The following is a 21,702-nucleotide window of genomic DNA, read 5'->3' on the forward strand; positions in this document are numbered from 1 at the left end:
AAACGAGCGTAGGTGCTAGTTTGATTACATGTCAACGAAAGAGTCGGCCGTGCGCTGGTTGAGCCCCGACGAGGAGCGGGCGTGGCGGGCGTTCCTGCGGGTCGTGGTCGCCGTGCAGAGCGGCACGGCGCGCGACCTGGCCGCCGTCGGTCTCTCCGAACCCGACTACGAGGTGCTGAGCACCCTGTCGGAGCGGCCCGACCACACCAGCAGCCTGGGGGAGCAGGCCGACAAGATGGGCTGGTCCCGCAGCCGGCTGTCCCGGCACGCCACCCGCATGGAGGTACGCGGCCTGCTGAGCCGCGCCCCCGACCCGACCGACGGCAGGGGCTGCCTCCTCGTGCTCACCGCGCAGGGTCTGGCCGCACTGGAGAACGCCGCCCCGGCCCACCTCGAGTCGGTACGACGGCACTTCATCGACCGGCTGACCCCGGAAGACCTCGCCGCCGTCGAACGCATCGCCCGGCGGCTCGACGCACCCCCGGCCGACCGTGACCGTTGAGCGTCTCCGCGGGGAGTACGCCCTTCGCGTTGCGGGTCAGCGGTCGGCGAGCAGCGTGTCGCGCACCTCGCGGCGCAGCACCTTGCCGATCTGGGAACGGGGCAGGTCCTCCACCACCACGACCCGGCGGGGCACCTTGTAACCGGCGAGGTGCTCCCGGCACGCGGAGCGGAGCGCCTCCGGGTCGGCGCTCGCGTCCGGCTCCAGGACCACGGCGGCGACGACCTCCTCGCCGCCCTGCGCGACCGGCATCCCGACGGCGGCGGCGTCGCGTACGCCGGGGAGCCGGCGCAGCGCCTCCTCCACCTCGGACGGATAGACGTTGAAGCCGCCGGTGATGATCAGTTCCTTGATCCGGTCCACCACGGTGACGAAGCCGTCCGGGTCCATCGTCACGATGTCACCGGTGCGCAGCCAGCCCTCCGGCAGCAGCACCTTCGCCGTCTCCTCGGGCCGGTGCCAGTAGCCGGCGAACACCTGCGGGCCACGGACCAGCAGCTCGCCGGCCTCGCCGGGGGCCCGGTCCCGGGACGGGTCCTCCGGGTCGACGATCCGGATGTCGGTGGAGGGGAACGGCACTCCGACGGTGCCGGGGCGACGCGCGGGGGAGACCGGGTTGCCGAGGGTGATCGGCGAGGTCTCGGTCATGCCGTACCCCTCGACGAGCAGGCCACCGGTGACCGACTCCCACAGCTGGACGGTGGCCGGTGGCAGCGCCATCGCGCCGGAGATGGCGTACCGGACGGAGGTCAGGTCGATGCCGCGGTCGCGGGCGGCGCCGGCCAACCGCTCGTAGATCGGCGGGACCGCCGGCAGGAACGTCGGCGGGCGGCGCCGGGCCGCGTCGAGCACCTGCTCCAGGTCGAAGCGGGGGAAGAGCACCAGCGTGGCGCCGATGCTCACCGCGAAGGTCAGGCAGAGCGTCAGCCCGTACGCGTGGAAGAGCGGCAGGACCGCGTACACCGTCTCCTCGCCGTCGCGCAGGCCCGGCACCCACGCGCGGCCCTGCGCCGCGTTGACCCGCAGGTTGTGGTGGGTCAGGATGGCGCCCTTCGGGGTGCCGGTGGTGCCGCCGGTGTACTGCAGCAGCGCGGTGTCCGCCGCGCCCGGCGCGGGATGGTCGGCGGGCAGCGGGGTGGCGGCGGCGAGCAGCCGGGACCAGGCGAGGGTGCCGGGTGCCGGCGCGGTCATCGCGGCGCGGGCGGCGCGGGCCTTGCCCAGCGGGAGCCGCAGGGCGAGGCGCTTGAGGGGAGGCAGCGCCCGGGTCAGGTCGACCGCGACGACGGTCTCCACCGCGCCGCGCCCGACGACCAGCGGGGCGACCTTGTCCCACACCACCGCGACCCGGGCGCCGTGGTCGGTGAGCTGCTGGGCCAGTTCCTGCGCGGTGTAGAGCGGGTTGTGCTCGACCACCACCGCGCCGAGCCGCAGTACGGCGTAGAAGGCGACCACGTGTTGCGGGCAGTTCGGCAGCACCAGCGCCACCCGGTCGCCGCGGGACACGCCGAGCCGGTGCAACGCCCCGGCCGCGCGCGCGACCTCGGCGTCCAGTTCGGCGTAACTGGTGGTGGCGCCGAAGAAGTCCAGCGCCACCCGGGAGCCGAACCGGCGGGCGGCGGCGCTCAGCAGGTCGACCAGCGAGTCGGTCGACTCGGGAACGTCGGCCGGTACGCCGGGGGCGTAGCTGCGGATCCAGGGCCGCTGCGCGGTCGAGTCCATCGCCGTCTCCTCGCTGGGTGGTGGTGGCGCCCCGCCCAGCCTAACTTACCGTTCGGTAACCTACGGCCCCGTAGGCCGGGTCAGTGTCGCTGCATCGCCTGCCGGCCCCGCAGGAACGCCAGGACCACCACCACGACCAGCGCGATGATCCCGATGACGACCAGCCAGCGCACCGCCTCCAGCAGCAGCCCGAGCAGGATGAGCGCGCCGCCGACGACGCCGACGACCCAGAGCATGGCCCGCATGTTCGCCTCCCGTGACGAGGATGCCGCCGACCGGCGGACCGCCCGGTTTCCCGCTGCGCCGCCGGCCATGCCCGCCCGGGAGCGGTCAGTGCCGGGCGACGTAGACGGTGTTCGCCGACTCCCGGCCCTGCAACGGGTTGGGGAAGCGGACGACGTGCGCCACCGACGTCGGGAACACCTCGGTCAGCACCCGCTGGAACGCCGGGTCCGGCGGGTCGTTCGACCAGAGCGCGAAGACCCCGTCGGGGTGCAGCAGCGCGGCCAGCCGCCGCAACCCGTCCACCGTGTAGAACGCGGCGTGGCTGGGGTGCAGCACCTGGCGGGGGGAGTGGTCCACGTCGAGCAGCACGGCGTGGAACCGGCGTCCGGGCGACTCGGGGTCGAAACCGGTGCCGTCGGCGACCGCGGCGAAGAAGTCCGCCCGGACGAAGCGGGTACGCGGATCGGTGGCCAGCCCGCTGGCGAACGGCAGCAGCTCCCGGCGGTGCCAGTCGATCACGTCCTCGATCGCCTCGACCACCACCAGCGAGCGCAGTCGCGGGTCCTCCAGCGCCGTCCGCGCGGTGTAGCCCAGGCCGAGCCCGCCCACCACCACGTCCAGGTCGGTGCCGGTCAGCGGCGCCAACCCGAGCCGGGCGAGTTCGATCTCCGCGACCGGGAAGAGGCTGGACATCAGGAACTCGTCGTCGAGCTTCACCTCGTACACGTCGACGTCGAGCGCCGGGTCGCGGCGGCGGCGCAGGCTGATCTCGCCGATCGGGGTCTCCCGCCAGGCCAGTTCTTCGAATCGCGCGACCACGGGTGATCCTTCCGCCGGTTTCGTCACCGGATGTTACCGGTCCGCCGGGCGGGCGCCGGATGATCCGCCGGGGTTGCGCTTTTTCGCCCGTCCCGGCATCGTCCGCCCCGTCCGGGGTACGCGAACCGGTCGAGATGTCCCGAGAGGAGAGCGGCGTGGCGGAGATGCTGGCCGGACGGCTGCACGTGACCGGACGAGAGCTGAGGATGGAGTCGGTGCCGGTGCCCGAACCGGGGCGCGGGCAGGTCCGCGTCCGGGTGGCCGCCGCCGGGGTGTGCCTGTCGGACGTACACCTGATCGACGGCACCCTCACCCCGCTGTACCTCGCCGGAGACGTGGTGACCCTCGGTCACGAGGTGGCCGGGACCGTCGACGCCCTCGGCGACGGGGTCGAGGGCTGGGTCCCGGGCCAGCGGGTGCTGCTCCAGGCCGGGGAGCGGGACCGGCGGGGCTCCGTGCTCACCCGCGGCGTCGACTACGACGGCGGCTGGGCCGAGTACGCCCTGGCCCGCGAGGACACCCTGGTACCGATCCCCGACGCCCTGCCCTTCGAGCAGGCCTGCATCATCCCCGACGCGGTCTCCACGCCGTGGGCGGCGGTCACCGACACCGCCCGGACCCGACCGGGGGAGGCCGTCGGGGTGTGGGGCGTCGGCGGACTCGGCGCGCACGCCGTGCAACTGCTGCGGCTGGTCGGCGCGGCCCCGGTGATCGCGGTGGACCCGCTGCCGGCGGCCCGGGAACGGGCGCTGACCCTCGGCGCGGACGTCGCGCTCGACCCGAAGGACGGCGGCTTCCGCGACGCCGTGCTGGAGTTGACCGCCGCCCGGGGCCTCGACGTGGCGTTCGACTTCGCCGGCGTCACCCCGGTCCGCGAGCAGGCGCTGACGGTGCTCGGCCGGCGCGGCCGGCTGGTGCTCGCCGGCATCGCGAACCGGCCGGTCACCATCGCCTCCGACAGCCGGTTCAACTACCTCGGCCAGTCCGTGCACGGGCACTACGGCTCGGAGGCCGAGCACGTCGACCAGCTGGTGTCGCTGGCCGGCCAGGGCCGGCTCGACCTGGCCGCGTCGGTCAGCGACGTGCTGCCCCTCGCCGACGCGGCGGAGGCGGTCCGGCGCGTCCACGACAAGCAGGGCAACCCGATCCGGCTGATCCTGCGCCCCTGACCGCCGTCTGACACACCCGCCGGACCGGCGGGTGCCGTCGGAGTGGGCTCAGAGGGCCAGCGCCAGGGCGGCGGACACCACCGCGACGGCCAGCCCCAGCAGGGCCAGCCAGCCGGCGACGCGGGCGGCCCGAGGTGAGCCGCGGTGTCGCAGCAAGGCGACCGTGACTGCGCTGCCCGTCGCGGCCAGCACGCCCGTCGGCACGAGGATGACCAGCGCCGAGAAGGTCAGCATGCCCTCGACGCTGGTCCGCCCGGCCCAGAGCGCGAGGACGCAGTACGCGACGCCCAGCCACGCCAGCAACGCGAACGGCACCACGAAGAGGAGCACCGCGTCGGTCCAGGAGCCGGGGTCCGGCGCGGCCGGACCGGCGGTGGTCGGGTCGAACGGACCGAATCCGTCCGCCCGGCCCGGCTCGTCCGGCTCGTCCGGCGCGGCGGGGCGGAGCGCGGGCGGCTGAGCGTCGTCGCTCCGGACGAAGTCCATCAGTCGGCGGGTCGGCTGGCGACCACGACCGTGTCGAGGGCGTCCACGGTACGGCCGTCGGCGGCGGTCACCGGGCGGCGGGCCGTCTCGGCGCGCCGGATGTGCAGCCCGGCGAGGCCGTCGACGACCGTCTCCGGGGTGAGCAGCACCGCCGGGTCCTGCGGCCCGCCGATGCCGCCCTCGAGGTTGGCGAGGTCGTGTCCCACCACCACCACGGTGCCGCCCGGGCGCAGCGCCCGCCGGACCGAGGTGAGCACGCCGGCGAGGTCGGCGGCGGGCAGGTGCAGGTAGCTCAGCAGGACCAGGTCGTACGAGCCGGGCACCGGCCGGTACGCGGTCACGTCCGCCACCCGCCACTCGACCGTCACGCCGCGCCGGGCGGCCAGCTCCCGGCCCCGCTCGACGGCCACCGGCGAGAAGTCCACCGCGTTGACCCGCCAGCCCTGCTCGGCCAGCCAGACCGCGTTGCGTCCCTCGCCGGCGGCCAGGTCGAGCGCCGCACCGGGGGTCAGCCCGGTCACCGACTCGACCACGAAGCGGTTGGCCTCAGCGCTCCACACCAGTCCCGGCGCGTTGGCGTACCGGGTGTCCCACTCGTGGCTGTCCACTGTGTCCCTCCGTCCGGTGTCCCCAGAACATCACCGCGACCGTACCGGTCACCGCCAACGCCGCGACGGCGACCAGTCCGAGCGCCCACCCGACGGGTAGTTCCCGGGCGAGGACGAAGACCCCCATCACCACCACGAACCAGCCGAACGACCTGCGCAGGACGTCGGCGGGGATCCGACCGGCGAGCCGGCCGCCGACCAGGCTGCCGGCGACGGCGGCGGCGGTCACCGCGGCGGCCAGGCCCCAGTCGATGCTGACGCTGGAGAGATAGCCGGCCAGCCCGGCGAAGGACTTCATCGCGACGACCACCAGGGAGGTGCCGACCGCGACCGGCATCGGCAGGCCGCCGAGCAGGGCGAGCGCGGGCACGACGAGGAAGCCGCCGCCGGCACCGACCAGCCCGGTGACCAGGCCGACCACCACGCCGTCGACGATCACCCGCAGCGCCGGCAGCTCGTGCGGCACCGGCCGGCCCTCGACCGGCCGCCGACCGCGGATCATCGCGACCGCGGTGGCGAGCATCATCAGCGCGAAGCCGGTGAGCAGGACGCCGGCCGGGACGAACTCGGCCAGCCGGCCGCCGACGTACGCGCCGGTCATCCCGGCCAGCCCGAAGACCAGTCCGGTACGCCAGCGGACCCGGTGCGCCCGGACGTGGGGCAGCACGCCCACCGCGCTGGTGGCGCCGACCACCAGCAGTGAGGTGGAGATCGCCTCCTTGGCGGGCAGGTCGGCGACGTAGACCAGCAGCGGCACGGCGAGGATCGACCCGCCGCCGCCGAGCAGGCCCAGGGCGACCCCGATCAGCACGGCCAGTCCGACGGTGAGGGCCAGGGTCCCGGTCATGCCCGCGCTCCGGTGCTCTCCCGCAGCTGACCGACGATGGTGTCCAGGTCGCAGTTGGCGCCCCGGTTGTAGGGCAGCCTGCCGAGCAGCATGCCCATCGCGCAGGTGTCGGTGACCGCGGCGACGGTGAGGCCGGCGCCGATCAGCCCGGCGACCCACTTGAGGCCCGGTACGAAGACCGAGGCCACGACGCTGACCAGGACGATCGATCCAGCGACGAGGCGGACCTGACGCTCCAGGCCCCAGCGTGGGGTGCCCTGCCGGATCGGCGCGTTGCTGGCCTGCCAGGCCAGCATGCCGCCGTCGAGGACCTTGAGGTTCGGCAGTCCGACCCCGGCGAGGGACTGCCCTGCCTGCGTGGCCCGGGCGCCGGAGCGGCAGATCAGCACCACGTCCTCGGCCAGGTGGTCGCGCAGTTCCGCGCGGTGCTCCTTCAGGAGGTTCAGCGGCACGTTGTAGGCGCCGGGGATGTGGGACGTCTCGAACTCGGCCGGGGTGCGCACATCCAGCAGGCGGGGTGCGTGTCCCGAGTCGATGAGTTCGCGCAGGCTCGGGGCGTCGATGGTGCTCGGGCGGGGGGTGGTCTCGGGAGTGCTCATTTCTCCTCTTTCGTGGACAAACCGCCACGCGTGACGGCAGGGCCGTACGCCGGCCGGCGCAGGCGCGTCGGCCGGTACGGGCGGGTGGGTCAGCCGGCCATGGCGAGACCGGCCGACGCGGCCCGGTCGAACCGGTCGTCGATGACGACGACCTCGCGGCCGGCGTTGGCCAGCAGCGACGCCGCCGCGGTGGCCCGGTAGCCGGAGCCGCAGTGCACCCAGACCGTGCCGGCCGGCACGTCGGCGAGCCGGCCGGGCAGGTCGGGCAGCGGAACGTGCACGGCGCCGGCGAGGTGCCCGGCCCGCCACTCGTTGGTCATCCGCACGTCGAGCACCACGTCGGGGTGGGGCAGCCCGGCGGGGGCGGCACCCGCCCGGGCGGCGGCCAGCGCCGGGAAGTCGGCCGCCCGCAGCTCGCGCAGGTCGCCGGGTTCGGTGGCCCACTGCTCGGGCGTCCCGGTGGCCTGCGCGGCCGGGCGGTCGATGCCGATCCGGACCAGCTCCCGCTGGGCGTCGGCGACCTGCTCGGCGGTGTCGGCGAGCAGGGTGACCGGGCTGCCCCAGTCGATCAGCCAGCCCAGCCAGGTCGACATCGGGCCGTCCAGCCCGAGGCTGACGGTGCCGGCCAGATGCGCGGCCGCGTACGCCTTGCGGTGCCGCAGGTCGACCACCCACTCGCCGTCGGCGATCCGTCGGCGCAGCTGTGCCGCGTCGGCCCGGGCGACCGGGGTGAGGTCCACCGGGGCGGGCCCGGCCTGGTTCGTCACCCCCATGTGGGCGTAGTAGGCCGGGTAGGCGTCGAGGCCGCCCAGGGTCTCGGTGACGAACTCGTCGGCCGCGAGGCGCAGCACGGGGTTGGCCTGCTTCTCCCGCCCGATGGTCGAGTCCGGGGCGTCGGCCTGGCTGGCCGAGCAGAAGCTGCCGAAGCCGTGCGTCGGCCAGACCTGGGTGCCGTCGGGCAGCAGGTCGGCCAGCCGTCGGGCGGAGTCGTGCTGGCGTCGGGCGAGGTCGTGCGCGTGCTCCCTGCCGAGCAGGTCGGTGCGACCGGTGGTGCCGAAGAGCAGCGACCCGCCGGTGAAGACGCCGACCGGCTGCCAGCCGCCGTCGGTGGCCTCGTCCAGCACGTACGACAGGTGGTGGAAGGTGTGTCCCGGGGTGGCCAGCACGCGCAGCCGCAGCGAGTCGGAGACGGTCACCGCGTCGCCGTCGGCCACGGCCTCGCGGGCGAAGCCGACCTCGTCGGCAGCGGCCACCAGATGGTGGGCGCCGCTGATCCGGGCCAGGTCGCGTCCGCCGGAGACGTAGTCGTTGTGCAGGTGGGTCTCGACCACGTGGGTGACGCGTACCCCCTGGGCCCCGGCGAGGTGGAGGACGCGGTCGATGTCGCGTTGTGGGTCGACCACGACCGCCACGCGGCCGTCGGAGGCCAGATAGCTGCGGTCGCCGAGTGAGGACGTCGCGATGACGGAGACCTGCACGGTCATGTCGTTCTTCCTTTCCTTATACCCCCGGGGGTATGTGACGGGCAGAGTGCGCTCTTGTCCGGTGCGGCCGACTACCCGCCCACGCCGTTGTTACGCGACGTGGGCGGTCGGTGGTCGGTGGCTCAGGCGAGGGAGAGGAAGAGCTTCTCCAGCTCCTCCTCGGTCATCTCCGGCGTCTCCCCGCGCTCGCGGGCGGCGTTGCAGTGCCGCATGCCGGAGGCGATGATCTTGAAGCCGGCCCGGTCGATCGCCTTCGACACGGCGGCGAGCTGGGTGAGCGCCTCGCGGCAGTCCTGACCGCTCTCCATCATCTCGATGACGGCGTTGAGCTGGCCTCGGGCCCGCTTCAGCCGGGTCAGCGCGTCGCTGGTCATGTCGGGTCGAAGCTTCATGGTTACCTCCTGCGCTCCAAGATACCCCCGGGGGTACCCGTGTGCCACCCCTACCCCGGACGGCGGGTGCCACGCAGGGTCCCCGAGGGATCGACGGAGCGCTTATCCTGTGCCCCGACCGACCACGGAAGGGATCCCATGCCGTCGCGGCAGGACCAGCTCCACTCGTACCAGTTCACCGTGCAGCGGGCGGTCGCCGCGCTGGTGATGCGGGAGACCGACCCCGCCCGGTCGCCGTTCCGGCGGCTGGCCGGCGCGGGGCTGGCCAGCGTCCTGGTCGCGGCCATCGGGCTCGGCGGGTTCGCCCTGTACGGCCTCTTCGCCGGCGGCGGCACCTCCTGGCGGGACAGCAGCGCGGTGATCGTGGAGAAGGAGTCCGGCGCCCGGTTCGTCTATCGGGAGCAGCGGCTGCACCCGGTGCTCAACTACGCCTCCGCCCTGCTGATCATCGGGGCGGAACGGCCGCGGACGGTGCTGGTGTCCCGCCGCTCGATCGACGGCGTGCCGCGCGGCCTGCCGCTGGGCATCGCCGACGCCCCCGACTCGCTGCCCGCGCCGGGCCGTCTCGCCACCGGCCCGTGGACGGTCTGCTCGGTCCCGTCGACCGAGGCCGGGCGGACCGAGCCCCGCTCGGCGCTGCTGATCGGCCGGGACGCCACCGGTGGCCGGCCCCTCGGCGAGCAGGGCATGCTGCTGCGGCACCCGGACGGCGGCATCTACCTGCTCTGGCACCAGCGGCGCTACCTGCTGCGCGACACCGACCGGGTGCTCGCGGCGCTGGCCGCCACCCGGGAACGGGCCGTGCCGGTGGCACCCGCGCTGCTCAACACCGTGCCGGCGGGCGCCGACCTGGCGCCGCCACCCCTGCGCGGCCTCGGCGGGCCCTCCGACGCCGTCTCCGGCGCCGCCGTCGGCGACGTCTACCTGGTCCGCAACTCCGGCGGCGGTCGCCAGTACGCGGTCGCCGAGCGGGACGGACTGGCCGGCATCACCGAACTCCAGGCGAGCCTGCTGCTCGCCCGCACCGGCCAGGGCGAGCCCAAGCCGATCACGCTCGGCCGTTTCGCCACCCTGCCCAAGCGCCCCGACCTGGTGCCGGTCGGCCCGACCGCCCCGCCGACCAGCCCGCCCCGGCTGGCCGGCGGCGACACCGGCGCCATCTGCGCCCGGGTCGGCGACGACACCGGCGTACGCGACGTGCGGACCGGGGTCACTCCGCCGGACCTCACCGCCGCCGCCCGGAGCGTGCCGCCGCCCGGCCGACCCGACCCGCTCGCCGACCAGGTGGTGGTGGAGCCGGGCCGGGGCGCGGTGGTGGAGTCCGCCGCCGCGCCCGGCGCGCCCGGTGGCGCGATCTCCGTCGTCACCGACCTCGGTCGGCGGTACGTGCTCGCCGACGGCGCGGTGCTCGGCATGCTGGGCTATTCCGGCGTGCGGCCGGTGCGGCTACCCGCCGGCCTGGTCAGCCTGGTGCCGGCGGGCAGCGCCCTCGACCCGGCCGCCGCCCGGGCCGTCGCCGCCCCCGCCTGACGGCCCTCCGAGCCGGGCCGGGGCCGCCGGGCGCAGCGGTCCGGCGCGTCGCTCACTCCGCCGGGCGGCGCAGCACACTCACCGCGAAGTCCGCGTCGTCCCGCCACGGGCGCAGGTCCCAGGTGGCGAAGCGGTGCTCCAGGCGCAGCCCGGCCACCACCGCGTCGGCGTCGAAGTCGGGCAGCGGGTAGCCCCGGTCGGTGCCGAACCCGACCACCACCAGCCCGTCCGGCCGGACGTGGGCGGCGACCCGGGTGAGCACCGACCGCTCGGTGCCGGGCGCGACGAAGGCCATCACGTTCCCGGCGACCACCGCCGCGTCGAACGGCTCCGCCTCGCCCTGCGCGGCCAGGTCCAGCTCCGCCAGGTCACCGACCAGCCAGCGCGGCCCCGGGTGGTCGGCCCGGGCGGCGTCGACCAGCGCCGGATCGGCGTCCACGCCGACCACCCGGTGCCCCCGGGCGGCCAGCTCGGCGGCCACCCGCCCGGTGCCGCAGCCGGCGTCGAGGATCCGCGCGCCCGGCGCCACCAGCGCGTCCAGCAGTCGCGCCTCACCGGCCAGGTCCGCCCCCTCGGCGGCGAGGCGGCGGAACCGGTCGATGTACCACTGCGAGTGGCCCGGCTTGGTCTCGGTCACCCAACGGGTCGGCTTGGCCATGCCGTCACGGTAACCGGATCTTTCCCGCCGGGTCGGCTCACCCCTTCTCCGCCCCGCTGGTCAGCCCCTCGGTCAGCAGCCGCTCGCTGGCGAAGAAGAGCAGCACGATGGGCAGGGTGAGGATCACCGAGCCGGCCATCAGCACCGTCTTGGGCACCTCGACGCCGTCGGCCAGCAGGGACAGCCCCAGCGAGACGGTCCACCGGTCCGGCCGGTCCACCAGGAAGAGCAGGGCGAACAGGTACTCGTTCCAGGCGATCATGAAGTCGTACAGGGCGACGGCCATGATCGACGGCGCGGCGAGCGGCAGGCTGACCCGGCGGATGATGCCGAGCCGCCCCGCCCCGTCGATGGCGGCGGACTCCTCCAGGCTGACCGGGATGGTCTCGAAGTAGTTCTTGAGCATGTAGACCGAGACCGGCAGGGTCTGCGAGATGTAGACCAGCACCAGCCCGAAGAGCGACCCGCGCAGCCCGGCCCGGGTGAAGACCACGAAGAGCGGGATCGCGATGACGATCGACGGGAAGAGATAGACGGCGAGGAAGAGCACGTTGACCTGGCGTCGGCCGAAGAATCGCAGCCGCGACACCGCGTACGCGCCGGGGATGGCGACGACCAGGGTGAGCAGGGTCGCGGCGACGGCGACCAGTCCGCTGTTGCGGATGAAGGTGAGGAAGCCCTGCCCGCCGTGCTCGACCGAGCGCAGCACCTCCGCGTACGTCGCCACGGTCAGCTCGTTCACCGGCACCAGCAGCGCGCCCGGGTCGAGCAGCAGCCGCTCGATCGGGCGTACCGACAGCACCAGCATGTACCAGAACGGCAGCAGGGTGACCAGCAGGAACGCGGCGATCACCAGTCGCCGCAGCCAGCGCAGGGAAACAGTCTCGATCCGGTCCCGGTCCATCACGCCTCCTGGCGGCCGGAGAAGAAGCGCAGGTAGATCGCGACGAACACGATCAGCACCACGGCCAGCACGACCGCCTGCGCCGCCGCCGCACCGATGTCGGTACGCGCGGTCAGGAACTGGTAGACCCGGACGCTGACCACCTCGGTGCCGGCCGAGCCGCCGGTGAGCAGATAGACGTCGTCGAACTTGTTGAACGTCATGATGAACCGCAGCACCCCCAGCAGGCCGATCACCGGCATCAGCTGCGGCAGCAGGATGTGCCGGAAGCGCTGCGTCGGGGTGGCCCCGTCGACCCGGGCGGCCTCCTCCAGCTCGCCGGGCACCGCCTGGAGCCGCGCCAGCAGGAACAGGAACGCGAAGGGGAAGTAGCGCCACGCCTCGAACGCGATCACGGTCCACAGGGCGGTGGAGTCCTGCGACAGGAACGCCACCGGGGCGTCCCAGCCGAGGAACCGGCGGCCCCAGTCGTTGACGATGCCGAGCTGCGGGTCGAGCATCACCTGCCAGACGAAGGCGACCGCCACCACCGGCGCCACGTACGGCAGCAGCATCGACGCCCGGACCAGGGTGCGGCCCCGGAACGGGCGGCGGACGACCAGCGCGGCGACCAGGCCGAGCGCGATCGAGCCGAACGTCCCGCCGACGCTGTAGAGCAGGGTGGTCCAGAGCGTGTCGGCGAACCCGGGGGTGTGCAGCACCCGGTCGAAGTTGCTCAGGGTCAGCTCGCCGAAGAGCCCGGTCTTGCGCAGGGTGGCCAGGCGTACCCGTTGGAAGGCCAGCACCACGGTCCAGACGATCGGGATGCCGATCACCGCGACCACGACGAGCAGGGTCGGGGCGACCAGGGCGAGCCCGGCGCGGGACTCTCGGCGGCGCAGGGTGAGCGGACGGCGGCGGCCGGGGGTGGGCCGCTCCCGGGTGGGGGAGCGGCCGGCCTCCGGCGCGGTGGTGCTCAATTCACCCCCTTGGCGATCGCCTCGACGTCCTTGCGGGCCCGCGCCGCCGCGGCGGCGGCGTCGGACTTCCCGCCCGCCACGTCGGCCAGGGCCTTCGGCACGGGCAGCTCGCCGAGGATCGCGCCGACCAGCTTGCCCTGCCCCTGCGGCAGCCCCCACCGGGCGAAGGTGTCCGGGCTGCGGCGCAGGGTGGCCAGCACGTCGTCGCCGTACACCTGGGAGAGCGGCTTCTTCGTGTCCACCCCGGCCGGGCTGGTGGTCCAGGCGGTGAGGAACTTCTCCTTGTCCTGCGGGGTGCCCTTGCGCACCGGGACCCGCCCCTCGGGCGACATGCCGAACCAGCGGGGGTAGCCGTCGGAGAGCATGTACTCCACGAAGGACGACGCCGGGTCGGCGGCCCCGTCCAGCACCGCCCACGAGCTGATCTCGCCGTACTGGGCGGGCTCGGTGCCGTTCGGACCCTTGATCGCGGTGACGAACCCGCTGTTCTTTGCCAGGAACGTCGGGTCGGCCTGGCACTGCAGGCAGGTCGGCCGGGCGTCGTTGCGCAGGCCGGCCAGCTCGTCGAGGATGAACGGCGACCAGATCACCATGGCCGCCTTGCCTGCGAAGTAGGTGGCCCGGGTGGTGTCCACGTCCTGCGCGCCCTTCACCGAGTGGTTGCGCACCAGGTCGCCGTAGAAGCGGAACGCCTCGACGCACTCGGGGGAGTCCAGCTTCACCGCCCCGGAGTCGTCCGTGAGCTGGCAGTTGTTGGCCAGCGCCAGGTGTTCGAAGGTCTGCTGGGTGAAGACGTCACCGGGAGCGGTCGCCGCGGTGATGCCGGCGACCCCGCCGGTGTTCAGCTTCGCCGCCGCGGCGGCGATCCTGTCGTACGTGTCGGGGGCGGGCAGGCCGGCGGCGGCGAAGAGGTCCTTGCGGTAGACCAGCAGCTGGCCCCACCCGTCACTGGGGACGGCGAGCTGCTTCCCGTCGTCGGAGGCGAGTTCCAGCGCGCGGGCGGAGAAGGTGTCCCGGCCCAGCTTGTCGACGATCTTCGCGTTCGCGTCGGGGTGCAGCAGGTCGTTGCCGGCCAGGGTCCGGATGCCGGCCAGCGACACCGAGCCGACCACGTCCGGCAGGTCGCCCGCGGCGGCGGCGGAGGCGATCAGGGAGGGGAACTGGTCCTCGTTGACGGCGACGAGGTTGACCTTCACGCCGGTCTTCGCGGTGTAGTCGGCGATGATCGCCTTGGTCGCGTTCACGCGGTCGGCGACGTCCTCCAGGCTCCACACGGTGATCTGTGAACTGTCGCTTTTCTGCGCGTCGTCGCCGCAGGACACCACGCCGACCCCGGCGAGTGCCAGGATCAGGGTGAGGGCCAGCGACCGCGTCGGAGGCGATGACATCGGCGGCACTCCTCTCGAAGGGTACAACAACGCGTCTATACCCATCGATCTATTGATCTAACCAGATATGCCGATTTACCTGGTAGAATGGGGTCCGGCACTTCCCTGGAGCGACGCCATGGGCAATTGGGTTGTCTCTCTGGCCGGGCCTCGACGGATCAGCCTCGAGCCCTGCCCCGCGGACCCGCTCGGCCCCGGCCAGGTCCGCGTCCGCACCTGCTGGTCCGGCATCTCCGCCGGCACCGAGCTGACCCTCTACCGGGGCAGCAATCCGCGCCTCACCAAGCAGTGGGACGACGCCACCCGGATGTTCGTGCCCCGCCAGAACCCCACCCCCTACCCGGTCGCCGGCTTCGGCTACGAGGAGGTCGGCGAGATCGTCGAGGTCGCCCCGGACGTCCCCGACCGCCACCCCGGCCAGCTCGTCTGGGGCATCTGGGGCCACCGCGCCGAGGCGGTCGTGCCGGCCGGCGCGGTCAGCCCGCTGCCGTCCGGGGTGGACCCGCTCACCGCGGTCTTCGCCCGCCCCGGCGCCATCGCACTCACCGCCGTGCTCGCCGGCGACCTGCACCTCGGTGACTGGGTGGGGATCTTCGGGCAGGGCGTGATCGGCCTGCTCGCCACCCGGCTCGCCGCCCTCTCCGGTGCCCGGGTGGTGGCCGTGGACCGGGTACCCGCCCGGCTGGAGGCCGCCGCGCGCTTCGGCGCCCGGCTGACCGTCGACGCCGCCGTCGCCTCCGCCGCCACGGTGCTGCGCGCCGCCGCCGACGGCCGGGGCGCGGACGTCTGCGTCGAGCTGTCCGGGTCGTACCCGGCGCTGCACGAGGCGATCCGGGCCACCGCACCCGGCGGCCGGGTCGTCGCCGCCGGCTTCTACCAGGGGTACGCCTCTGGGCTGGCCCTCGGCGAGGAGTTCCACCACAACCGGATCCAACTCGTGGCGGCCCAGGTCTCCGGGGCCGCCCCGCTGCCCGGCCTGGCCGGCCGGTGGACCGGCACCCGGATCGCCCACACCTTCATGGACCTGGTGGCCGAGGGCAGCGTCGACCCGCTGCCGCTGGTGAGCCACGTCGTCGACGCGGGCGCGGTGGCCGACGCGCTCACGTTGCTCGACCGCGGTGACGGTGACGTCCTCCAAGTCGTGCTGAGGTTCTGATGACCATTCCACTCGCCTGCCAGGAACAACTCCTCCCCGGCGGCACGCTCTCCGACAAGTTCGCCCTCGCCACCTCCCTCGGCTACGACGCCATCGAGCTGCGCGGCCGGGGCGACCTCGGGTTCGCCCGACGGCTGCCGGAGCTGCGTCGGGCCCGGGCCGACGGGGTCGTCATGCCCACCGTCTGCGTCGAGATGGACCACTTCATCGGCGACTTCGACCCCGACCGCTCGCGCGACGCGGTCCGCAACCTCCGCTCCCAGCTCTCCGTCATCGCCGAGCTGGGCGGCCTGGGTGCGATGACCCCCGCCGCGTGGGGGATGTTCTCCCGCCGCCTGCCGCCCTTCGAGCCGCCCCGGTCGCCCGCCGGGGATCGACAGGTGCTGGTCGACGCCCTCGGCGAGCTGGGCGAGCACGCCCGCGCCGAGGGCGTCACCCTCTTCCTGGAACCCCTCAACCGGTACGAGGACCACATGGTCAACCGGCTCGACGAGGCGGTGGATCTCTGCGTCGCCGTCGGGCTGCCCTCGGTGCGGGTCGTCGCCGACACCTTTCACATGAACATCGAGGAGGACGACGTGCCCGCCGCGCTGCGCGCCGCCGCGCCTCACCTCGGGCACGTGCAGGTCAGCGACTCCAACCGCCATCAGCCCGGCGCCGGGCACCTGGACTGGCCGGAACTGCTGCGCACCCTGGACGAGATCGGCTACCCGGGCTGGCTGGCGCTGGAGTGCCGGCTGCGCGGCGACCCGCTCCGCGCCCTGCGGCAGGCCGCCACCGTGCTGCGGGACGCCCAGCCACGGCGGGCCGCGGCGTGACCACCGCCGTCCCCGGCTCCGGCGCGGAGCTGACCGCCCCGGGCGGGCCGCCGCCCCGACCCACCGGCGACGAGCGGGCCGCCGCGCTGCGCCGCCTCGCCGTGGCCACCCTCGACGCCAACTGGGAACACGACCACACCGTGCCGTCCCGGACGCTCTATCCGCACCAGTGGAGCTGGGACTCGGCGTTCATCGCGGTCGGGCTGGCCCACGTCCGCCCCGACCGGGCCTGGCGGGAGCTGCGTACCCTCTTCGCCGCCCAGTGGGCCGACGGACGGGTGCCGCACATCGTCTTCAACCCCGCGCTGCGGGTCGGGTCGTACTTCCCCGGGCCCGAGTTCTGGGACTCCGCCCGCGCCGACGGGGCCCCGCCCGTGGCCACCTCCGGGATGGTGCAGCCGCCGGTGCACGCCCTCGCCGCCTGGCTGGTGCACCGCCGCGCCCCCACCGAGGCGTCCGTGCAGGCGCTGCGCTGGCTCTATCCCCGGCTCGTCGCCCAGCAGCGTTACCTGACCGTCCGGCGGGACGTCGGCGGCGCCGGGCTGGCCTGCATCGTGCACCCGTGGGAGTCCGGCCTGGACAACAGCCCGGCCTGGGACGCGCCGCTGGCGGCGGTGCCCGCCGACGCCGCCGTCATGCGGGCGTACCGCCGGCACGACACCGCGCACGCCGACGCCGCGCACCGCCCCACCGACCTGGACTACGCGCGGTACGTCGCGATCGTCGCCGCCTACCGTGCGGTCCGCTACCGCGACGGGGCGCTGGCCGGTGGCCATCCCTTCCTGGTCGAGTGTCCGCTGGTCAACGCGGCGCTCGGGGCGGCCGAGCACGCGCTGGCCCGGATCGCGACGGTGGTCGGTGCCGACCCGGGGCCGCACCGGGACCGGGCCGCCCGGATCACCGAGACCATGGTGGCCCGCCTGTACGACCCGGTCACCGGCACCTTCCACCCGCGCGACCTGCGCACCGACCGGCTCGTCCCGGCCCGGACGGTGCTCGGGCTGCTGCCGCTGATCCTGCCCGACCTGCCCGCCCGGCAGGTCCAGGCGGTGCTGACCGAGGCGTGCTCGGCCCGGTTCGGTCTCGCGGCCCGGATGGCCCGCCCGCTGCCCAGCCACGACCGGACCGCACCGGACTTCGAGCCGCTGCGCTACTGGCGCGGACCGAGCTGGCTGAACACCGGCTGGCTGCTCTGGCGGGGCCTGGGCGTCCACCACCGGCCCGACCTGGCCGCCGGGCTGCGCGAGTCCATGCTGGAGCTGGTCGCGCGGGGCGGCTGCCACGAGTACTTCCACCCGGACACCGGGGCGGGGCTGGGCTCCCCGGCGTTCAGTTGGACGGCGGCGCTGGCCCTCGACGCGCTCGCCGACGGCTGAGCCGCCCGGCGGGCGTGGCTAGACAGCCGAGCCTCCCGGCGGGCGCGGCCGGTCGGCTCAGGCGCGCAGCTCGGCGAGGAGGTCCGCCACCCGGGTCCGGATCTCGTCCCGGATCGGGCGGACCGCCTCGACGCCCTTGCCGGCCGGGTCCGCCAGCTGCCAGTCCTCGTAGCGCTTGCCGGGAAAGACCGGGCAGGCGTCGCCGCAGCCCATGGTGACGATGACGTCGGAGGACTCCGCCGTGGCGTACGCCAGCAGTGTCGGGGTCTGGTCGGTGATGTCGATGCCGACCTCGCGCATGGCCTCGACGGCGGCCGGGTTGACGGTGTCGGCGGGGGCGGAGCCGGCGGAGCGGACCTCGACGGTGTCGCCGGCGAGGTGGCGCAGCCACCCGGCGGCCATCTGGGAGCGGCCGGCGTTGTGCACGCAGACGAAGAGCACGCTGGGCTTGTCGGACATCGGGGCCTCTCTCGGGGTCAGGCGCGGTGCTCGGTCGGTGCGGGCTCGCCGGTCGGGACGACCACCTGGTCGGCGGCCCGCCCGGCGTCGGGATAGAGGGCCAGCAGCAGCGCGGTGCCGACGGCGAGCCCGACGAGCTGGGCGACCACGAAGCCGGGGACCGCGGCGGGGGCGATGCCGGCGAAGGTGTCGGTGAAGGCGCGGCCGACCGTCACCGCCGGGTTGGCGAACGAGGTGGACGAGGTGAACCAGTACGCCGCGCCGATGTAGGCGCCGACGGCGGCCGGGGCGACCGGGGCCCGGCCGGAGCGGGCCAGCGCGAAGATCAGCAGGATCAGTCCGGCGGTGGCGACGACCTCGCCCAGCCAGAGGTGCCCGCCCGTGCGGTTTCTGCCGGAGAGGTCGACGGCCGCCAGGTCGAACATCAGGTTCGCCAGCACCGACCCGCTGATCGCGCCGGCGACCTGTGCGACGACGTAGCCGCCGAGTTCCCGACCGGTGAGGCCGGTGCCGGCGCGGCGGCCGAGGAACCAGTCCGCTGCGGAGACCACCGGGTTGAAGTGCGCGCCGGAGACCGGACCGAAGATCAGGATCAGCGCGCCGAGGGCGAACGCGGTGGCCGTCGAGTTCTCCAGCAGCTGGAGGCCGACGTCGTCGGGGGAGAGGGTGGTGGCCATGATGCCGGAGCCCACCACGGCGGTGACCAGTGCGGCGGTGCCGGTGAACTCGGCCAGCAGTCGCCGCCAGGGTGCGACGGTCATGCGGCCGGCTCGACGGTGAGCAGGGCGGCGAGCTGGCGCAGCAGGGCGGGCCGGGCCCGGTACCAGACCCAGGTGCCCCGGCGCTCGGCGTCGACCAGGCCGGCCTCGCGCAGCGTCCGCAGGTGGTGCGAGATGGTCGGCCCGGTCAGGTCGAACGCGGGGGTCAGGTCGCAGACGCAGACCTCTCCGCCCTCGGCGGAGGCGATCATCGACATGAGCTGCAGCCGGACCGGGTCGCCGAGCGCCTTGAACGCGGGGGCGAGGGCGGTGGCGGTCCCGGCCGGCACCCGGCGCTGCGCCAGCGGCGCGCAGCAGGGGGCGTCGGCGCGGTCCGGGGGCGGGGCCGCTTGCTTCGACATCGCTCTAGGTTGACAGACGTCTAAACAATGTGCAACCGTCTGCTTCGACAGACGTCGAGACAGTCCTCGAAGGGGGTGCAGCGTGCCGGCCGACATCACCGTACGCCCGATGCGCGCCGACGACGCCGCAGCGGTGCTGGCGATCTACCAGGCCGGCCTGGACGGCGGGGACGCCAGCTTCGAGACGACCGCGCCGAGCTGGGCCGCGTTCGACGCCGGCCGGCTGCCCGACCACCGTCTGGTCGCCGTCGACGGGGCGGACACCGTGCTCGGCTGGGTCGCCGTCTCGCCCACCTCGACCCGCCCCGTCTACGCCGGGGTGGTCGAGCACTCCGTCTACGTCGACCCGGCCACCCGGGGCCGCGGCGTGGCCCGGCTGCTGCTGGACGCCCTGATCGCCGCCACCGAGGCGGCCGGCATCTGGACCGTCCAGTCCGGCGTCTTCCCGGAGAACGCCGCCAGCCTGGCCGTGCACCGGCGGGCCGGTTTCCGGATCGTCGGCACCCGGGAGCGGGTCGGCCGCCACCACGGCCGGTGGCGCGACGTGATCCTGCTCGAACGCCGCAGCCCGCTGATCTGATCCACCTCTCATCGCACAGGAGACCCGATGAACGCCCTGGACGCACTGCCCGTCGTGGTGATCGGCGCCGGCCCGGTCGGCCTGGCCGCCGCCGCGCACCTGCACGAGCGGGGCCTGCCCTTCACCGTCCTGGAGGCCGGCGACACCGCCGGCGCGGCCGTCCGGCAGTGGGGGCACGTCCGGCTCTTCTCCCCGTGGCGGTACGACGTCGACGCCGCCGCCCGGCGGCTCCTCGACCAGGCCGGCTGGGTGGCCCCCGACCCCGACGCCCTCCCCACCGGGGCGGAACTCGCCGCCGACTACCTCCAGCCCCTCGCCGACCTGCCGCAGCTGCGCCCACGTCTGCGGTACGGCGTCCGGGTCGAGGCGATCAGCCGGCTCGGCCTGGACCGGCTCCGGACCGCCGGCCGGGACGCCACCCCGTTCCTGATCCGCCTCGCCGACGGCGAGGAACTGCTGGCCCGCGCGGTGATCGACGCCTCCGGCACCTGGCGCACCCCGAACGTCCTCGGCGCCTCCGGGCTGCCCGCCCGGGGCGAGGACACCGCCGGGGACCACCTGGAGCACGCGCTGCCGGACGTGCTCGGCGCGGACCGCGACCGGTTCGCCGGCCGGCACACCCTGGTCGTCGGCGCCGGTCACTCCGCCGCCACCACCCTGCTCAGCCTGGCCGACCTCGCCGCCGAGGCACCCGGCACCCAGGTGACCTGGGCGATCCGCGCCGCCAGCGCCACCCGCACGTACGGCGGGGGTGACGCCGACGCCCTGCCCGCCCGGGGTGCGCTCGGCTCCCGGCTGCGCGCCCACGTCGACGCCGGCCGGGTCCGCCTGCTCACCGGCTTCTCCGTGCACGCCCTGCGGCCCGCCGACGGCCGGGTCGACGTGGTCGTCCGGCGGGCCGACGGCGGCGAGGGGTCGCTGGTCGTGGACCGGATCGTCGCCGCCACCGGCTTCCGCCCCGACCACTCCATCGCCGCCGAGCTGCGGCTGGACCTGGACCCGGTGATGGGCGCCACCCGGGCCCTCGCCCCCCTGATCGACCCGAACGAGCACTCCTGCGGCACCGTCCCGCCGCACGGCGTGGACGAGCTGTCCCACCCCGAGGCCGGCTACCACGCCGTCGGCATGAAGAGCTACGGCCGGGCACCGACCTTCCTGATGGCCACCGGCTACGAGCAGGTCCGCTCCGTCGTGGCGGCACTCGCCGGTGACTGGGCGGCGGCCCGGGACGTCCAGCTCGACCTGCCCGAGACCGGAGTCTGCAGCAGCGACCCGGCCGACCCGGCCGGCGGCGACAGCTGCTGCGGCACCGCCGCACCCGCCGCCAAGGGCCTGGCGACCGGCATCGTCCCGCTCAACCTGATCACCATTGGCGCCGCGCCGGTCACCGCCCAGACCGGTGGCTGCTGCGGCGGTTGACGGGGACCGGTGCCCGCCGGCCGTGGGGTCGGCGGGCGCCGGTCACGCCGCCGCGTGCCTGCGGCGGCCGGCCGCCGTCGCCACCATCCCGGCGACCAGCGCGGTGAGCACCCCGACCAGTTGGAGAGCCTGACCGGCCGCCACGGCGGCGCCCGCCCGGCCGGTCAGGTTGCCCCAGCCGGTGGGGCTGACCGCCCAGCCGACGGCCACGAAGAGCCCCAGCGCGGCCCCCACCGCTGGGGACCACCACCAGCGGCGGCCCAGGCCGACGACGAGTGCGCCGGCCAACAGGATGACGATCCCCGGCGGGATCGCGACGGGGAACTCCACCCCCGCCGCCCGGAGCACGCCGATGCCGACGGCACCGACGAGCAGACCCAGGATCGTGTACGTGCGTGCCCTGTCCCTCATGGACGCAGCATCCGCCGCCGGACACCGCTCGGGCGTCACCGCGGACGCGTCAGCCCGGCTACCGCCGACGGCGC

General features: G+C 74.6%; 25 protein-coding genes. 8 read left to right on the top strand and 17 right to left on the bottom strand.

The features are described 5' to 3' along the window. The first annotated feature begins 28 nt into the window (after positions 1-28). Entirely contained in the window at positions 29-502 is a 474-nt protein-coding gene (locus tag ABUL08_RS05680; RefSeq protein WP_350935185.1) for a MarR family winged helix-turn-helix transcriptional regulator, read from the top strand. Between the two features lie 36 nt (positions 503-538). On the opposite strand, the gene ABUL08_RS05685 is transcribed toward ABUL08_RS05680, so the two are convergent. The 3 genes from ABUL08_RS05685 to ABUL08_RS05695 form a co-directional block, all read right to left on the bottom strand. Continuing rightward, a complete protein-coding gene (locus tag ABUL08_RS05685; protein WP_350935187.1) occupies positions 539-2,221 on the bottom strand; it encodes a long-chain-fatty-acid--CoA ligase in 1,683 nt (560 codons plus the stop codon). Between the two features lie 80 nt (positions 2,222-2,301). After that, the gene (locus ABUL08_RS05690; RefSeq protein WP_350935189.1) at positions 2,302-2,466 is read right to left on the bottom strand and encodes a hypothetical protein; all 165 of its coding nucleotides are present in this window, start codon (positions 2,464-2,466) and stop codon (positions 2,302-2,304) included. A gap of 85 nt (positions 2,467-2,551) precedes the next feature. Next, complete coding sequence (locus ABUL08_RS05695; RefSeq protein WP_350935190.1) at positions 2,552-3,265, bottom strand: polyamine aminopropyltransferase; 714 nt, start codon at positions 3,263-3,265, stop codon at positions 2,552-2,554. Positions 3,266-3,429: 164 nt separating this feature from the next. Here ABUL08_RS05695 and ABUL08_RS05700 point away from each other — a divergent pair, with 164 nt between their 5' ends. Further along, positions 3,430-4,434 carry a zinc-binding dehydrogenase gene (locus ABUL08_RS05700; protein ID WP_350938515.1) on the top strand — a complete coding sequence of 335 codons (1,005 nt, stop codon included), beginning with the start codon at positions 3,430-3,432 and terminating at the stop codon, positions 4,432-4,434. A gap of 48 nt (positions 4,435-4,482) precedes the next feature. Here ABUL08_RS05700 and ABUL08_RS05705 read toward each other — a convergent pair whose 3' ends face one another. The 6 genes from ABUL08_RS05705 to ABUL08_RS05730 all read right to left on the bottom strand — a co-directional run bounded on the left by ABUL08_RS05705 (position 4,483) and on the right by ABUL08_RS05730 (position 8,850). After that, complete coding sequence (locus ABUL08_RS05705; RefSeq protein WP_350935192.1) at positions 4,483-4,920, bottom strand: hypothetical protein; 438 nt, start codon at positions 4,918-4,920, stop codon at positions 4,483-4,485. Beyond that, positions 4,920-5,528 carry a class I SAM-dependent methyltransferase gene (locus ABUL08_RS05710; RefSeq protein WP_350935194.1) on the bottom strand — a complete coding sequence of 203 codons (609 nt, stop codon included), beginning with the start codon at positions 5,526-5,528 and terminating at the stop codon, positions 4,920-4,922. Before ABUL08_RS05710 ends, ABUL08_RS05705 begins: the two co-directional genes overlap by 1 nt. Continuing rightward, positions 5,467-6,375, bottom strand: a complete 909-nt coding sequence (locus ABUL08_RS05715; RefSeq protein WP_350935195.1) for a sulfite exporter TauE/SafE family protein — start codon at positions 6,373-6,375, stop codon at positions 5,467-5,469. The genes ABUL08_RS05710 and ABUL08_RS05715 overlap by 62 nt, the downstream gene beginning before the upstream one ends. After that, positions 6,372-6,974: a rhodanese-like domain-containing protein gene (locus ABUL08_RS05720; protein WP_350935198.1), complete on the bottom strand. Its 603-nt coding sequence runs from the start codon at positions 6,972-6,974 to the stop codon at positions 6,372-6,374. The genes ABUL08_RS05715 and ABUL08_RS05720 overlap by 4 nt, the downstream gene beginning before the upstream one ends. An 89-nt stretch (positions 6,975-7,063) precedes the next feature. After that, positions 7,064-8,458 (bottom strand): MBL fold metallo-hydrolase, encoded by a 1,395-nt coding sequence (locus ABUL08_RS05725; protein WP_350935200.1) that lies wholly within the window; start codon positions 8,456-8,458, stop codon positions 7,064-7,066. Positions 8,459-8,580: 122 nt separating this feature from the next. After that, positions 8,581-8,850: a metal-sensitive transcriptional regulator gene (locus tag ABUL08_RS05730; RefSeq protein ID WP_350935201.1), complete on the bottom strand. Its 270-nt coding sequence runs from the start codon at positions 8,848-8,850 to the stop codon at positions 8,581-8,583. Between the two features lie 138 nt (positions 8,851-8,988). Between ABUL08_RS05730 and eccB the strand changes: the two genes are divergently transcribed. Then, entirely contained in the window at positions 8,989-10,380 is a 1,392-nt protein-coding gene (eccB, locus tag ABUL08_RS05735) for a type VII secretion protein EccB (RefSeq protein ID WP_350935202.1), read from the top strand. Between the two features lie 52 nt (positions 10,381-10,432). Here eccB and ABUL08_RS05740 read toward each other — a convergent pair whose 3' ends face one another. The 4 genes from ABUL08_RS05740 to ABUL08_RS05755 are packed head-to-tail and all read right to left on the bottom strand — an operon-like array spanning position 10,433 to position 14,289. Next, the gene (locus ABUL08_RS05740; RefSeq protein ID WP_350935203.1) at positions 10,433-11,038 is read right to left on the bottom strand and encodes a class I SAM-dependent methyltransferase; all 606 of its coding nucleotides are present in this window, start codon (positions 11,036-11,038) and stop codon (positions 10,433-10,435) included. 37 nt (positions 11,039-11,075) lie between these two features. After that, positions 11,076-11,942, bottom strand: coding sequence for a carbohydrate ABC transporter permease (locus ABUL08_RS05745; protein WP_350935205.1), 867 nt, complete (start codon positions 11,940-11,942; stop codon positions 11,076-11,078). After that, entirely contained in the window at positions 11,942-12,901 is a 960-nt protein-coding gene (locus ABUL08_RS05750) for a carbohydrate ABC transporter permease (protein WP_350935206.1), read from the bottom strand. The genes ABUL08_RS05745 and ABUL08_RS05750 overlap by 1 nt, the downstream gene beginning before the upstream one ends. Continuing rightward, complete coding sequence (locus ABUL08_RS05755; protein ID WP_350935208.1) at positions 12,898-14,289, bottom strand: ABC transporter substrate-binding protein; 1,392 nt, start codon at positions 14,287-14,289, stop codon at positions 12,898-12,900. Before ABUL08_RS05755 ends, ABUL08_RS05750 begins: the two co-directional genes overlap by 4 nt. A gap of 118 nt (positions 14,290-14,407) precedes the next feature. On the opposite strand from ABUL08_RS05755, the gene ABUL08_RS05760 reads away from it, so the two are divergent. Genes ABUL08_RS05760 through ABUL08_RS05770 form a run of 3 tightly spaced genes read left to right on the top strand, consistent with a single transcriptional unit; the run spans position 14,408 to position 17,639 of the window. Beyond that, positions 14,408-15,445, top strand: coding sequence for a zinc-binding dehydrogenase (locus tag ABUL08_RS05760; RefSeq protein WP_350935210.1), 1,038 nt, complete (start codon positions 14,408-14,410; stop codon positions 15,443-15,445). Next, a complete protein-coding gene (locus ABUL08_RS05765; protein WP_350935212.1) occupies positions 15,445-16,263 on the top strand; it encodes a sugar phosphate isomerase/epimerase family protein in 819 nt (272 codons plus the stop codon). The genes ABUL08_RS05760 and ABUL08_RS05765 overlap by 1 nt, the downstream gene beginning before the upstream one ends. Before the next feature lie 29 nt (positions 16,264-16,292). After that, the gene (locus tag ABUL08_RS05770) at positions 16,293-17,639 is read left to right on the top strand and encodes an MGH1-like glycoside hydrolase domain-containing protein (protein WP_377522296.1); all 1,347 of its coding nucleotides are present in this window, start codon (positions 16,293-16,295) and stop codon (positions 17,637-17,639) included. Between the two features lie 57 nt (positions 17,640-17,696). On the opposite strand, the gene ABUL08_RS05775 is transcribed toward ABUL08_RS05770, so the two are convergent. From ABUL08_RS05775 to ABUL08_RS05785, 3 genes are read right to left on the bottom strand one after another with little or no spacing between them, the layout of a single operon-like run. Next, positions 17,697-18,098 carry an arsenate reductase ArsC gene (locus ABUL08_RS05775; RefSeq protein ID WP_350935214.1) on the bottom strand — a complete coding sequence of 134 codons (402 nt, stop codon included), beginning with the start codon at positions 18,096-18,098 and terminating at the stop codon, positions 17,697-17,699. Positions 18,099-18,115: 17 nt separating this feature from the next. Next, complete coding sequence (locus ABUL08_RS05780; RefSeq protein WP_350935216.1) at positions 18,116-18,859, bottom strand: MIP/aquaporin family protein; 744 nt, start codon at positions 18,857-18,859, stop codon at positions 18,116-18,118. After that, positions 18,856-19,218: an ArsR/SmtB family transcription factor gene (locus ABUL08_RS05785; protein WP_350935217.1), complete on the bottom strand. Its 363-nt coding sequence runs from the start codon at positions 19,216-19,218 to the stop codon at positions 18,856-18,858. Before ABUL08_RS05785 ends, ABUL08_RS05780 begins: the two co-directional genes overlap by 4 nt. Before the next feature lie 82 nt (positions 19,219-19,300). Here ABUL08_RS05785 and ABUL08_RS05790 point away from each other — a divergent pair, with 82 nt between their 5' ends. Both ABUL08_RS05790 and ABUL08_RS05795 read left to right on the top strand, forming a co-directional pair. Next, positions 19,301-19,798 carry a GNAT family N-acetyltransferase gene (locus tag ABUL08_RS05790; RefSeq protein WP_350935220.1) on the top strand — a complete coding sequence of 166 codons (498 nt, stop codon included), beginning with the start codon at positions 19,301-19,303 and terminating at the stop codon, positions 19,796-19,798. 27 nt (positions 19,799-19,825) lie between these two features. Further along, on the top strand, positions 19,826-21,217 hold the full coding sequence (locus ABUL08_RS05795) for an FAD-dependent oxidoreductase (RefSeq protein WP_350935222.1): 1,392 nt from the start codon (positions 19,826-19,828) through the stop codon (positions 21,215-21,217). Between the two features lie 42 nt (positions 21,218-21,259). On the opposite strand, the gene ABUL08_RS05800 is transcribed toward ABUL08_RS05795, so the two are convergent. Continuing rightward, positions 21,260-21,628 (bottom strand): hypothetical protein, encoded by a 369-nt coding sequence (locus ABUL08_RS05800; protein WP_350935224.1) that lies wholly within the window; start codon positions 21,626-21,628, stop codon positions 21,260-21,262. Positions 21,629-21,702 lie beyond the last annotated feature (74 nt).

It is taken from the genome of Micromonospora sp. CCTCC AA 2012012, assembly GCF_040499845.1.
Classification (GTDB): Bacteria; Actinomycetota; Actinomycetes; order Mycobacteriales; family Micromonosporaceae; genus Micromonospora; species Micromonospora mangrovi.